The 12,259-nt window shown below is 58.3% G+C and carries 12 protein-coding genes and 3 tRNA genes; 13 read left to right on the forward strand and 2 right to left on the reverse strand.

Annotated features, from left to right (window positions below; genetic code table 11):
- Positions 1-352 precede the first annotated feature (352 nt).
- The 3 genes from lon (at position 353) to V6S97_RS01895 (ending at position 5,884) form a co-directional block, all read left to right on the forward strand.
- A complete protein-coding gene (gene lon / locus V6S97_RS01885; RefSeq protein ID WP_003502358.1) occupies positions 353-2,770 on the forward strand; it encodes an endopeptidase La in 2,418 nt (805 codons plus the stop codon).
- A 289-nt stretch (positions 2,771-3,059) separates the two neighbouring features.
- Positions 3,060-3,335 carry a DNA-binding protein HupB gene (gene hupB, locus V6S97_RS01890; protein ID WP_003502360.1) on the forward strand — a complete coding sequence of 92 codons (276 nt, stop codon included), beginning with the start codon at positions 3,060-3,062 and terminating at the stop codon, positions 3,333-3,335.
- 350 nt (positions 3,336-3,685) lie between these two features.
- A complete protein-coding gene (locus V6S97_RS01895; RefSeq protein WP_334425992.1) occupies positions 3,686-5,884 on the forward strand; it encodes an esterase-like activity of phytase family protein in 2,199 nt (732 codons plus the stop codon).
- Between the two features lie 196 nt (positions 5,885-6,080).
- Here the strand turns inward: V6S97_RS01895 and V6S97_RS01900 are convergent, their stop codons facing one another.
- Together V6S97_RS01900 and V6S97_RS01905 are read right to left on the reverse strand one after the other, a co-directional pair.
- A complete protein-coding gene (locus tag V6S97_RS01900; RefSeq protein ID WP_020012322.1) occupies positions 6,081-6,218 on the reverse strand; it encodes a hypothetical protein in 138 nt (45 codons plus the stop codon).
- Between the two features lie 321 nt (positions 6,219-6,539).
- Positions 6,540-6,615: transfer RNA gene (locus tag V6S97_RS01905), tRNA-Val, on the reverse strand.
- A 41-nt stretch (positions 6,616-6,656) separates the two neighbouring features.
- On the opposite strand from V6S97_RS01905, the gene V6S97_RS01910 reads away from it, so the two are divergent.
- From V6S97_RS01910 to V6S97_RS01955, 10 genes are all read left to right on the forward strand, one after another.
- Positions 6,657-6,962, forward strand: coding sequence for a hypothetical protein (locus tag V6S97_RS01910; protein ID WP_162691269.1), 306 nt, complete (start codon positions 6,657-6,659; stop codon positions 6,960-6,962).
- A 99-nt stretch (positions 6,963-7,061) separates the two neighbouring features.
- Positions 7,062-7,138 (forward strand) — tRNA-Asp (locus V6S97_RS01915).
- Positions 7,139-7,179: 41 nt separating this feature from the next.
- Positions 7,180-7,256, forward strand: a tRNA-Asp gene (locus tag V6S97_RS01920).
- Positions 7,257-7,693: 437 nt separating this feature from the next.
- Positions 7,694-8,059: an NADH-quinone oxidoreductase subunit A gene (locus tag V6S97_RS01925; protein ID WP_003496469.1), complete on the forward strand. Its 366-nt coding sequence runs from the start codon at positions 7,694-7,696 to the stop codon at positions 8,057-8,059.
- On the forward strand, positions 8,050-8,634 hold the full coding sequence (locus tag V6S97_RS01930; RefSeq protein ID WP_003521524.1) for a NuoB/complex I 20 kDa subunit family protein: 585 nt from the start codon (positions 8,050-8,052) through the stop codon (positions 8,632-8,634). Before V6S97_RS01925 ends, V6S97_RS01930 begins: the two co-directional genes overlap by 10 nt.
- A gap of 21 nt (positions 8,635-8,655) precedes the next feature.
- Positions 8,656-9,258 (forward strand): NADH-quinone oxidoreductase subunit C, encoded by a 603-nt coding sequence (locus V6S97_RS01935; protein WP_020810740.1) that lies wholly within the window; start codon positions 8,656-8,658, stop codon positions 9,256-9,258.
- Entirely contained in the window at positions 9,255-9,683 is a 429-nt protein-coding gene (locus tag V6S97_RS01940; protein ID WP_003502373.1) for a GFA family protein, read from the forward strand. Before V6S97_RS01935 ends, V6S97_RS01940 begins: the two co-directional genes overlap by 4 nt.
- Position 9,684: 1 nt before the next feature.
- The gene (locus tag V6S97_RS01945) at positions 9,685-10,875 is read left to right on the forward strand and encodes an NADH-quinone oxidoreductase subunit D (protein ID WP_112355727.1); all 1,191 of its coding nucleotides are present in this window, start codon (positions 9,685-9,687) and stop codon (positions 10,873-10,875) included.
- Positions 10,875-11,135 carry a hypothetical protein gene (locus V6S97_RS01950; RefSeq protein ID WP_003502376.1) on the forward strand — a complete coding sequence of 87 codons (261 nt, stop codon included), beginning with the start codon at positions 10,875-10,877 and terminating at the stop codon, positions 11,133-11,135. The genes V6S97_RS01945 and V6S97_RS01950 overlap by 1 nt, the downstream gene beginning before the upstream one ends.
- Positions 11,136-11,151: 16 nt before the next feature.
- On the forward strand, positions 11,152-12,249 hold the full coding sequence (locus tag V6S97_RS01955; protein ID WP_035212386.1) for an NADH-quinone oxidoreductase subunit E: 1,098 nt from the start codon (positions 11,152-11,154) through the stop codon (positions 12,247-12,249).
- The last annotated feature ends 10 nt before the right edge of the window (positions 12,250-12,259 follow it).

Genomic DNA, 12,259 nt, shown 5'->3' on the forward strand with positions numbered 1-12,259 from the left:
GTGGCCGGGTGTGAAACTTGCGCCTAACTTGGCGAAGCCCGATTTTGCGTTTGGAGCGGATTGCGCTTTGCTGATAAAGTCTTACAACTGATTTGCAGCGCGATATGACGGAAATGTGAATTCCCGTCGGCGACCCGGTTCCTGACCTTCAAGGATAACCGGAAATGTCGGGAGTACTAGCCGGCGCTGGGTTTTGTTGAATTTCACGGTCTTGCCGCTCAGCGGGATCGCCTGTTCCGGCGACTTGAAATCGGTGTTTCGAAACTCCATTTTCAGTCTCGAGAAATGAATGTGCCGGATGCCCCAAGCTGTCCGGCAAAGTGTCCCGAAAGGGACCATGAAAGGAAATGATATGACGAACATCACGTCTGCGGCATCTGGTGGTACCTATCCGGTACTTCCCCTGCGCGACATTGTCGTTTTCCCGCATATGATCGTTCCCCTGTTCGTCGGGCGGGAAAAATCCATTCGTGCGCTCGAGGAAGTCATGGGTTCGGACAAGCAGATCATGCTTGTCACCCAGATCAACGCCAGCGATGACGATCCGGCTCCCGAAGCCATCCACAAGGTCGGCACGGTCGCAAATGTCCTGCAGCTTCTGAAGCTTCCCGACGGCACCGTGAAGGTGCTGGTGGAAGGCAAGGGCCGCGCCCAGATCGACAGCTACACCGGCCGTGAAGACTTCTATGAAGCCACTGCGACGCCGTTGCAGGAGCCTGCCGAAGATCCGGTCGAGATCGAGGCGCTGTCGCGTTCGGTCGTTTCGGAATTCGAGAGCTATGTGAAGCTCAACAAGAAGATTTCGCCCGAGGTTGTCGGTGCTGCCGGCCAGATCGACGATTATTCGAAGCTGGCCGACACGGTTGCTTCGCACCTGTCGATCAAGATCACCGAAAAGCAGGAAATGCTGGAAACCGTCAGCGTGAAGCAGCGGCTTGAAAAAGCGCTCGGCTTCATGGAAGGCGAAATTTCCGTGCTTCAGGTCGAGAAGCGTATCCGCTCGCGCGTCAAGCGCCAGATGGAGAAGACGCAGCGCGAATATTATCTGAACGAACAGATGAAGGCGATCCAGAAGGAACTCGGCGACGGCGAGGACGGCCGTGACGAGATGGCCGAACTGGAAGAGCGCATCGCCAAGACCAAGCTTTCCAAGGAGGCCAAGGAAAAGGCCGAAGCGGAAATGAAGAAGCTTCGCCAGATGAGCCCGATGTCCGCGGAAGCGACCGTCGTGCGCAACTATCTGGACTGGCTGCTCGGTCTGCCCTGGGGCAAGAAGTCGAAGATCAAGGCCGACCTCAACGCCGCAGAGAAAATCCTCGATCAGGATCATTTCGGTCTCGACAAGGTCAAGGAACGCATCGTCGAATATCTGGCCGTGCAGGCGCGCGCGTCGAAGATTCGCGGTCCCATCCTGTGCCTCGTCGGCCCTCCCGGCGTCGGCAAGACCTCGCTCGCCAAGTCGATCGCCAAGGCGACCGGCCGCGAATATGTGCGCATGGCGCTTGGCGGCGTGCGTGACGAGGCGGAAATCCGCGGTCACCGCCGTACCTATATCGGCTCCATGCCTGGCAAGATCGTCCAGTCGATGAAGAAGGCCAAGAAGTCCAATCCGCTCTTCCTGCTCGACGAGATCGACAAGATGGGCATGGATTTCCGTGGCGATCCGTCTTCCGCACTGCTGGAGGTTCTCGATCCGGAACAGAACTCCACCTTCATGGACCACTACCTTGAAGTGGAATATGACCTGTCCGACGTGATGTTCGTGACCACGGCCAACACGCTGAACATTCCGGGTCCCCTGATGGACCGTATGGAAGTGATCCGCATCGCCGGCTACACCGAAGACGAAAAGCGCGAAATCGCCAAGCGTCACCTGTTGCCGAAGGCGATCAAGGAACATGCCCTGCGTCCGGAAGAGTTCTCGGTCAGCGATGACGCTCTGATGATCGTGATCCAGCAGTACACCCGCGAGGCGGGCGTGCGCAGCTTCGAGCGCGAGCTGATGAAGCTGGCGCGCAAGGCCGTCACCGAGATCATCAAGGGCAAGGTCAAGTCCGTGGAAGTCACCGCTGCCAATGTTCCGGATTATCTGGGCGTTCCGCGGTTCCGCCACGGCGAGGCCGAGCGCGAGGATCAGGTTGGCGTCGTCACGGGTCTGGCCTGGACGGAAGTCGGCGGTGAGCTGCTCACCATCGAAGGCGTGATGATGCCGGGCAAGGGCCGCATGACGGTCACCGGCAACCTCAAGGAAGTGATGAAGGAATCCATTTCGGCAGCGGCATCTTACGTCCGCTCGCGCGCCGTGGATTTCGGCATCGAACCGCCGCGCTTCGACAAGAGCGACATCCACGTCCACGTTCCGGAAGGCGCAACCCCGAAGGACGGACCGTCCGCCGGTGTTGCCATGGCAACCGCCATCGTCTCCATCATGACCGGCATTCCGGTCTCCAAGGATGTGGCGATGACGGGCGAGATCACGCTTCGTGGTCGCGTGCTGCCGATCGGCGGCCTGAAGGAAAAGCTGCTTGCGGCCCTTCGCGGCGGCATCAAGAAGGTGCTGATCCCGGAAGAAAACGCCAAGGATCTGGCGGAGATTCCAGATAATGTGAAGAACGAGATGGAGATCATCCCGGTATCGCGCATGGGCGAGGTTATCAGGCACGCCCTTCTGCGCCAGCCGGAGCCCATCGAGTGGGACGGCAGCATCGAGACGCCTGTTATCGCTACGGTCGAAGGCGTCGACGACGGCAGCCAGACCATCGCACATTGATACATGCTTCGTCGCGAGGGGCGGGAATCGCCTTTCGCGACGGGTGCTGCATAGATTCAATATGTTAGGTGTCGGAAGGCGCATTCTGCGCTCAGCTCCGGGCAAGTGATGCGAATTTGGCACGAATATGTGGAAGGCCGGCAGAAATGTCGGCCTTTTTTGTGAAAAAAATCGCAGACCCCTTGTTTTTCAGGCGATTCCAGCGCTTTTGGGTTGCTGCGCGCGGATGCAAACGTATTCTGCGCCGGCTTAATTTGAGTCGTTTCAAACCATTGAAAGGGGTGGAAACATGAACAAGAACGAGCTCGTCTCTGCTGTTGCCGAAAAGGCTGGTCTCACGAAGGCAGATGCTGCTTCCGCTGTTGATGCCGTATTCGAAACCGTACAGAGCGAACTGAAGAACGGTGGCGACATTCGCCTCGCTGGCTTCGGCAGCTTCTCCGTTAGCCGCCGTGAAGCCTCCAAGGGCCGTAACCCTTCTACGGGTGCTGAAGTCGATATCCCGGCTCGCAACGTACCGAAGTTTTCCGCAGGCAAGGGCCTGAAGGACGCCGTCAACTCGTAAGGTTTCCGGAAAGCCGCAACGCCCGGCGGCGGGCGGGCGGCTTTTCAGGTTCACGAGGAAACATGTTTTGACGCGCTGACGCCTTCATGCCGGCTCAAAACCGGGCGGTTTTTCGAAATGCTTTTCGGACAGCCCGGTTCTCAATCCGGCAGGATGTAAACGAAAGTAGGGAGCGCGCCTGTGCAGCCTCCATCCGGTCACACGGTGCTCCGATACGCGGAATGTGCGCAGAAACAAGAAAGCCCGGTCTCCATGGCCGGGCTTTTTGATTCCCGACAGGAAATGTCATGCCACTGTCATGTCTTTGACGCAGAAGCCATGGGGTATTTCTGGACCCAAGGGGGATTAAAATGGCGTTCCGATTTTCTCAAATGGCCTTGACCGCTGCTCTGCTCACGTCCGTGGCCTTGCCGGCCGCTGCCGAGCCGGTTTTCAACCGCATCGCGTCTTTCCCGGTGGCGAAAAACCTTCCCGCGGACAAGGACGCCAAGTCCGTCACCTCGGCTGAAATCATCACCGCCAGTGAAGACGGCAAGACGCTGATCTATTCGGACAGCCCGCTTGGCGGCATCGGTTTCATCGACATCACCGACGCGAAGGCCCCCAAGGCCGGCGGCGCATTGCTGCTGGAAGGCGAGCCGACCTCTGTTGCCGTTGCTGGCCTCAAGGTTCTGGCCGGCGTCAATACGTCGGAAAACCGCGCCAACCCGTCCGGCAAGCTGGTGACGGTCGATATTGCCACGAAGAAGATCGAGGCAAGCTGTGATCTCGGCGGCCAGCCCGATTCCGTCGCCGTTTCCCCTGATAAAACCTTTGCCGCCATCGCGATCGAAAACGAGCGTGATGAAGATGTGAACGAAGGCGCACTGCCGCAGATGCCCGCCGGCTATCTGGTAACGGTCGGCCTGAAGGACGGCGTGGCCGACTGCGCGACGCTGAAGAAGATTGACGTTACCGGTCTCGCCGAAATTTCCCCTGAGGATCCGGAGCCGGAATTCGTCTCGATCAACGCCAATGGCGAGATCGCTCTGACGCTGCAGGAAAACAACCATATCGTCATCATCGATGGCAAGACCGGCACGGTGAAGACGCATTTCTCCGCCGGCAAGGTTGATCTGGAAGGCGTCGACACGAAGACCGACGGTCAGCTGAAATTCACCGACAAGCAGGAAGGCCGCAAGCGCGAGCCGGACGCTGTAAAGTGGCTGGACAATGACCGTATCGTCATCGCCAATGAAGGCGACTGGCAGGGCGGTTCGCGCGGCTTCACCATTTTCGACAAGACCGGCAAGCTTGTTTATGAAGCCGGTGCTTCGCTCGAGCGCGCGGTTGCCGCCATCGGCCACTATCCGGAAAAGCGCTCCAAGGCCAAGGGCATTGAGCCCGAAGGTCTGGAAGCGGCGACCTTCGATGGCCAGAAGTATTTCTTCGTGCTTGCCGAGCGCGCTTCGGTGGTCGCCGTCTACAAGGATACCGGTGCGGAGCCGCAGCTGACACAGCTCCTGCCTTCGGGCGTCTCGCCGGAAGGCGCCGTCGCCATTCCGTCGCGCAATCTCCTTGCCACGGCCAATGAGGTCGATCTGATCGAAGACGGCGGTGTCCGCTCGCATGTCATGCTTTATGAGCGCACTGAAGGCCAGCCTGCCTATCCGCAGCTCGTTTCCGCCACCGTCGACGGGGCGCCGATCGGCTGGGGCGCTCTTTCCGGCCTGGTCGGCGATGCCGAGAAGCCCGGCATTCTCTATGCCGTTTCCGACTCGGTCTATGGCAACCAGCCGTCGATCTTCACCATCGACGCCACGAAGAAGCCTGCCACCATCACCAGCGTGCTGCGCGTCAAGCGTGACGGCATTGCTGCTCAGAAGCTCGACATCGAAGGCATCACGCTTGATGGCAAGGGCGGTTTCTGGCTGGCCTCTGAAGGCGACAGCGCCAAGCTTGTTCCGCACGCACTCTATAACGTCAATGCCAAGGGCGAAATCAAGGCCGAGATCGCTCTGCCGAAGGAACTCCTTTCCGGCGATACCCGCTTCGGTTTCGAAGGCGTGACCATGATTGGCAAGGGCGACGACGCCACGCTGTGGATGGCCGTGCAGCGCGAATGGGGCACGGATGAGAAGGGTTTCGTCAAGCTCGTCTCCTATAATCCGAAGTCCAAGGAGTGGGGCGCCGTGCGTTATCCGCTCGACAAGACCGAGGCAGGCTGGATTGGCCTTTCCGAAATCACCGCGCAGGGCGACTATGTCTATATCGTCGAGCGCGACAACCAGATCGGCGACAAGGCCAAGATCAAGAAGCTCTACCGCGTTGCGATCGCGGACCTGAAGCCGGGCAAGATCGGCGGCGAACTGCCGCTGGTGGCCAAGCAGGAAGCCCATGACTTCCTGCCCGACCTCAAGGCCCAGACCAACGGCTACGTCGTTGACAAGCTGGAAGGCTTCACCTTCGACAAGGCTGGAACGGCCTATGCCGTGACCGACAATGACGGCGTGGACGATTCTTCCGGCGAAACGCTGTTCTTCACCATCAACATGAAGGCGATCAACTGATCGAGCCGAAAGGCGCTGCAAATGAGAAAAGCCGGGCTATGCCCGGCTTTTTTGTGCGGCGAGGGAACCCCAAGGCCGGGATGCCCGATTCTGGCGATGCAAGCTGTTGAAATCAGCATTGCCGCTTGGGTATCTGATCGTGGAGGATTTCGTCTGGAGACCGTCCAGGAAAATACTGCGGGTTGACCGTAACGGATCAACGCCCCATGGAATTTTTGCTTTCGGGAGTATCTTGTTTTTCTGAGTCCTGCTGTACCCAGCGGAAAAAAATATAAACAGGCAGCGCAATAAGCGCGAGTGTTACAAACGCGTCGATCGACATGGTTTCATCCATTAGTTCAACCGTTCATCATGAAACGGTGCGCAAACAATGCCCGAAATCTCTTTAAAAAGTCTGAATCTGCTTATTTTTCGGTATGTTACGCAGTGACACAGGGATTCGGTGAAGCTGTCGGAATCCGGAACAGGCGTATCGATATGGAATAGATGAGGGCCGGAAAAACGATTCCCGTGGTTCCGGGCTCGGATTGATACGCCCAGCGACGAGATGCGGGGCAGGGCCGGCTGATTCCAGCTGCGGAAAATGCAGGACAAAAGATCGCATCAGCTGACAAACATTCAGCTCATAACATATGGATTTGAGAAGCTTGGAAAATGGTGGGCGATGAGAGACTCGAACTCCCGACATCCTCGGTGTAAACGAGGCGCTCTACCAACTGAGCTAATCGCCCTTCGCGTCCTGCGGATCATGTCCGCCGCGTCGGTGGCCGTGATGTATTCGGATCGGAAAAAAACCGCAAGGGCTTTTGTGAAGTTTTTTTGTTTTTTTTCGGAGCGGCTTTTCCCTCCGTCGAAGGGGAGGGGCAAAAAGCCGGGAACTGCGGGCTTTTTGGTGAAATCAGAAACCAATGACGCCTTGATGGCCCTGGGGAAATGCCGTCGGGGAAGCCGCTCGCTGTGGACAAGTTTTTTGTTTTCGTTGGGAAAAGCCCGCAAAACAGGGCGTTTGCTGGAACGCCGATCAAAGGCCCCAGGGTTTTTCCCGATCAAAATCAAAAAGCTTATTCTTTTGTCGTGAAACCTGCTTGACACCCCCGCACGAACGCCGTAGTTAGCCGCTCAACGAACAGCCGAGGCTGGTTCGTACGGCGGGACAAGGTCCTGTCCGTCAGGATAAGCGGGTGTAGCTCAGTTGGTTAGAGTGCCGGCCTGTCACGCCGGAGGTCGCGGGTTCGAGCCCCGTCACTCGCGCCATCCTGTTCCTCGGAAAAAACGCAGATGAATGTCTGTGGAGCGCGGGTGTAGCTCAGTCGGTTAGAGTGCCGGCCTGTCACGCCGGAGGTCGCGGGTTCGAGCCCCGTCACTCGCGCCATTTCTTTCTCTTGAAATGTCTCCTCAAAACCAGATCGACGCGCTGTTTGCACGCCTCGATTTTTGACGATTCCGATGCTTGATTCCGGCCGTTTCAAACGCGATTTTTCCTGCTTTTTTTAGTCAAGTTTCGATATCGGGATATCGTCACTTCACCGCCGTTTCGACGTAAAATTCGTGTGACTTTTTTGCGGTTGCGTCGTTCAATCGATTATTATTGTATTTGAGGGGCTTAGGTCGGAATTGTGGCCCAAATTTGCGTCAATTCCGGCAATATTGTTGCCAATCAATGCGGCAGGTGTCTTGAAATGGTGCCTAAACTCTTGCAGAGAGGGCGCGGCTGCGCTAACCACTTTGGCGTTGCAACATATTTGTCCGCTCTTTGAGACTTAAGGTCACAAAGGCAGGTCCGGCACCCGGCCGGACAGGGAAGAGACCATGACTGAACTCCTCAGTTCCTACATTCCGATCGCAATCTTCATCGGTATCGCTCTCGTCATCGGCCTGGCGCTTCTCATTGCGCCCTTTGCGGTCGCCTACAAGGCGCCGGACCCGGAAAAGCTCTCCGCTTTCGAGTGCGGTTTCAACGCCTTCGACGATGCCCGCATGAAGTTCGATATCCGCTTTTATCTGGTGTCGATTCTGTTCATCATCTTCGATCTGGAAGTCGCCTTCCTGTTCCCCTGGGCGGTGTCTTTCGGCGAGATGGGCTGGTTCGGTTTCTGGTCGATGATGGTGTTCCTTCTCGTCCTCACCATCGGCTTTATCTATGAGTGGAAGAAGGGAGCGCTGGAATGGGCATGAGCCAGAACAACACCACGCTCGTTGCGCCGCAGCCGAAGGGGATCATCGATCCCTCGACCGGCAAGCCGGTTGGCAGCAACGACGCCTACTTCACGGAAATCAACGACGAGCTGGCCGATAAGGGCTTTCTCGTTACCTCGACCGACGAGCTGATCACCTGGGCGCGTACCGGCTCCCTGATGTGGATGCAGTTCGGTCTTGCCTGCTGCGCCGTTGAAGGCCTGATGCAGGCTTCCGGCCCGCGTTACGACATGGAGCGCTTCGGCGTTGCCCCGCGCGCCTCACCGCGCCAGTCGGACGTCATGATCGTCGCCGGCACGCTGACCAACAAGATGGCGCCCGCTCTGCGCAAGGTCTATGACCAGATGCCTGAGCCCCGTTACGTCATCTCCATGGGCTCCTGCGCCAATGGCGGCGGCTATTACCACTATTCCTACGCTGTCGTGCGCGGTTGCGACCGCGTCGTGCCGGTGGATATCTACGTTCCGGGCTGTCCCCCCACGGCGGAGGCGCTGCTTTACGGCGTACTTCTGCTGCAGAAGAAGATCCGGCGTACCGGTACGATCGAGCGCTAAGGGCAAAGGACGGATTAAGTAATGAGCGAAGCTCTCAACGATCTTGCTGCTTACGTTAAGGAAGCGCGCGGTTCCCTCGTAGTGTCGGCTGATATCGCCTATGGCGAACTGACGCTGAACACGACGCCTGAAAGCGTGATCGCGCTTTTGACCTTCCTGCGTGACGATGTGCAGTGCGGTTTCGTCAACATCATCGATATCTGCGGTGTCGACTGGCCGCAGCGCGAGAAGCGTTTTGATGTCGTCTATCACCTGCTGTCGCCGCGCCAGAACCTGCGCGTGCGCGTCAAGCTGCAAGTGGCGGAAGACGAGGGTGTTCCGTCTTCGACCCCCGTTTATATGGGCGCGGAATGGTTCGAGCGCGAAGCCTGGGACATGTATGGCATCCCGTTCGAAGGCCATAAGGACCTTCGCCGTATTCTCACCGACTACGGTTTCGAAGGCCACCCGCTGCGCAAGGATTTTCCGGTTACCGGCTTTGTGGAAGTACGTTACGATGACGTGCTGAAACGGGTTCTTTATGAACCGGTCGAACTGAAGCAGGAATTCCGCAATTTCGATTTCCTCTCTCCTTGGGAGGGGACTGAATATGTTCTCCCGGGTGACGAAAAGGCCAAGCAATGAGCGAAGCCCCTGCGACAGAGCGTGCCCAATGTCTTTGCGGTGCCGTCGGCCTCAAGGCCGCGATCGGTGCCCGCGAATTCGGCGTCTGCCATTGCTCCATGTGCCGCCGCTGGTCCGGCGGTGCGTTTCTGGCTGTCGAATGCGCTGATATCTCCGTCGAAAACGAAGAGAACCTCGGCGTCTATTCCTCGTCTGAGTGGGGTGAGCGCTGCTTCTGCAAGAATTGCGGCAGCACGCTGATGTGGCGTTCCAAGGATGGCAAGCATTTTGCCGTTTCGCTGCAGGCTTTCGAAAACCCTTCCAACTTCAAGTTCGCGTCGCAGATTTTCACGGATGAAAAGCCTTCGAGCTATTCTTTCGCCGAAACCACGCAGAACATGACCGGCCCCGAATTCATCGCCATGATCACCTCGGCGGAGCACTAGAATGACTGAGCATAACGTCCGCAATTTCACGATCAACTTCGGTCCGGAACATCCGTCCGCGCACGGCGTGCTGCGTCTGGTTCTGGAACTGGACGGCGAAATCGTCGAGCGCGTCGATCCGCATATCGGTCTTCTGCATCGCGGCACCGAAAAGCTGATCGAGACCAAGACCTATCTGCAGGCCGTTCCCTATTTCGACCGTCTCGACTACGTCGCGCCGATGAACCAGGAACATGCTTTTGCGCTCGCCGTCGAAAAGCTGCTGGGCCTCGAAATCCCGATGCGCGGCCAGCTGATCCGCGTGCTTTATTCTGAAATCGGCCGCATCCTGTCGCACATCATGAACGTGACGACGCAGGCAATGGACGTCGGCGCGATGACGCCGCCGGTCTGGGGCTTCGAAGAGCGCGAAAAGCTGATGGTGTTCTATGAGCGCGCCTGCGGCGCCCGCATGCACTCGGCCTATGTCCGTCCGGGCGGTGTTCATCAGGACCTGCCGCCGGAACTGGTCGATGATATCGGCAAGTGGTGCGATCCGTTCCTGACCGTACTCGACAATATCGAAGGTCTGTTGACCGACAACCGCATCTACAAGCAGCGTAACGTGGATATCGGCGTGGTCTCGCTTGAAGACGCCTTCGCCTGGGGTTTCACCGGCGTGATGGTGCGCGGTTCGGGCGCTGCCTGGGATCTGCGCCGCGCGCAGCCCTACGAGTGCTATTCCGATCTGGAATTCGACATCCCCGTCGGCAAGAACGGCGACTGCTATGACCGTTACCTGATCCGCATGCAGGAAATGCGCGAATCGGTGAAGATCATGAAGCAGTGCGTCGAGCTTCTGTCCGGCAAGCATCGCATCGGCCCGGTCTCCTCGCTTGACGGCAAGGTGGTTCCGCCGAAGCGTGGCGAGATGAAGCGTTCGATGGAAGCGCTGATCCACCACTTCAAGCTCTACACCGAAGGTTATCACGTACCGGCCGGCGAAGTTTACGCCGCTGTCGAAGCGCCGAAGGGCGAATTCGGCGTCTATGTGGTCGCCGATGGTTCCAACAAGCCCTACCGCTGCAAGATCCGCGCTCCGGGCTACGCACACCTGCAGGCCATGGATTTCCTGTGCAAGGGCCATCAGCTTGCTGACGTTACAGCCGTGCTCGGCTCCCTCGACATCGTGTTCGGGGAGGTCGACCGCTGATGCGTCTGCCGCTGGCTATACCGGCTTTTCTCGCTGCGATGTCGGCACCCGTTCTCGCCCAGACGGCGACGAGCGAGCCTGAGGTATCGCTGTCGAGCGGCGGCTCTTCGACCATCAAGCAGCTTCTGTCATCGGGATACGAGATCAAGGCCTCGGTTCCCAATGGCAGCAAGTTCATCGTGTTCATGCAGAAAGACAAGGCGGCTTACGCCTGCGAATTCGTCACGGTGGCGAGATCGCGTTGTGAGACGTTAAACTGAAAAGGCGTGAGGAAGTATGTCCGTTCGTCGACTAGCCGAAGATCAGTTCCAGCCCATGGCATTTGCCTTCAATGCGGAAAATACCGCATGGGCGGAAAAGACGATTCTGAAATATCCCGAGGGACGCCAGCAATCGGCGGTCATCCCGCTGCTCATGCGTGCGCAGGAGCAGGACGGCTGGGTTACCCGCGCCGCCATCGAGAAAATCGCCGACATGCTGGATATGGCCTATATCCGCGTCATGGAAGTGGCGACCTTCTATACGCAGTTCCAGCTGAAGCCGGTTGGCACGCGCGCCCACGTTCAGGTCTGCGGCACCACGCCCTGCATGCTGCGCGGCTCGGAAGCGCTGATGGACGTCTGCCGCAAGAAGATCCATCACGATCCGCTGCATACCAATGAGAGCGGCACGCTCTCCTGGGAAGAAGTGGAATGTCAGGGCGCCTGTGTCAACGCGCCGATGGTCATCATCTTCAAGGATGCCTATGAGGACCTGACGCCCGAGCGTCTGGAAGAGATCATCGACACGTTCGAGGCAGGCAAGGGCGACACGGTCAAGACCGGCCCGCAGATCGACCGTCACGAGTCGGTCCCGGTCGGTGGTCTGACGACCCTGACGGAAGAGATCAAGCCGGATCGTTCCAATCTCGACAAGCCTGCCGAAGTCGTGGCTGATGCCGCACCGGTTCCGCCGGCCAATGCCGCCAAGCCGAAGACGGACGCGCCGGAAACCGATCCGAAGCTGAAGACGCCGGCGACCGCGCCGAAGGCTGCCGAAGCCAACGTCAAGGCCGCCGAAAAGGAAGCTTCGGGATCTGCGAAGCCGTCACTCGATTCCAAGGATCGTCCGGCCGGCATCGAAAAGCCCGCAACGCCCGACGACCTGAAGCTGATTTCCGGCGTCGGTCCGAAGATCGAAGGCACGCTGCATGAGCTCGGCATCTTCACCTACGCGCAGATTGCCGGCTGGAAAAAGGCCGAATGCGACTGGGTGGATGGTTATCTGAATTTCAAGGGCCGCATCGAACGCGATGAGTGGATCAAGCAGGCCGAGGCGCTCGCCAAGGGTGGCGAAGCCGAGTATATCAAGGTCTTCGGCAAGAAGCCGCGGTAAAGGGTGAAGC

The organism is Agrobacterium sp. CCNWLW155, assembly GCF_036888815.1.
GTDB lineage: Bacteria > Pseudomonadota > Alphaproteobacteria > Rhizobiales > Rhizobiaceae > Agrobacterium > Agrobacterium radiobacter.

Coding starts and splice junctions, on each gene's coding strand:
- lon (WP_003502358.1), top strand. CDS start 353: ATGACGAACATCACGTCTGCGGCATCTGGTGGTACCTATCCGGTACTT.
- hupB (WP_003502360.1), top strand. CDS start 3,060: ATGAACAAGAACGAGCTCGTCTCTGCTGTTGCCGAAAAGGCTGGTCTC.
- V6S97_RS01895 (WP_334425992.1), top strand. CDS start 3,686: ATGGCGTTCCGATTTTCTCAAATGGCCTTGACCGCTGCTCTGCTCACG.
- V6S97_RS01900 (WP_020012322.1), bottom strand. CDS start 6,218: ATGGATGAAACCATGTCGATCGACGCGTTTGTAACACTCGCGCTTATT.
- V6S97_RS01910 (WP_162691269.1), top strand. CDS start 6,657: ATGTATTCGGATCGGAAAAAAACCGCAAGGGCTTTTGTGAAGTTTTTT.
- V6S97_RS01925 (WP_003496469.1), top strand. CDS start 7,694: ATGACTGAACTCCTCAGTTCCTACATTCCGATCGCAATCTTCATCGGT.
- V6S97_RS01930 (WP_003521524.1), top strand. CDS start 8,050: ATGGGCATGAGCCAGAACAACACCACGCTCGTTGCGCCGCAGCCGAAG.
- V6S97_RS01935 (WP_020810740.1), top strand. CDS start 8,656: ATGAGCGAAGCTCTCAACGATCTTGCTGCTTACGTTAAGGAAGCGCGC.
- V6S97_RS01940 (WP_003502373.1), top strand. CDS start 9,255: ATGAGCGAAGCCCCTGCGACAGAGCGTGCCCAATGTCTTTGCGGTGCC.
- V6S97_RS01945 (WP_112355727.1), top strand. CDS start 9,685: ATGACTGAGCATAACGTCCGCAATTTCACGATCAACTTCGGTCCGGAA.
- V6S97_RS01950 (WP_003502376.1), top strand. CDS start 10,875: ATGCGTCTGCCGCTGGCTATACCGGCTTTTCTCGCTGCGATGTCGGCA.
- V6S97_RS01955 (WP_035212386.1), top strand. CDS start 11,152: ATGTCCGTTCGTCGACTAGCCGAAGATCAGTTCCAGCCCATGGCATTT.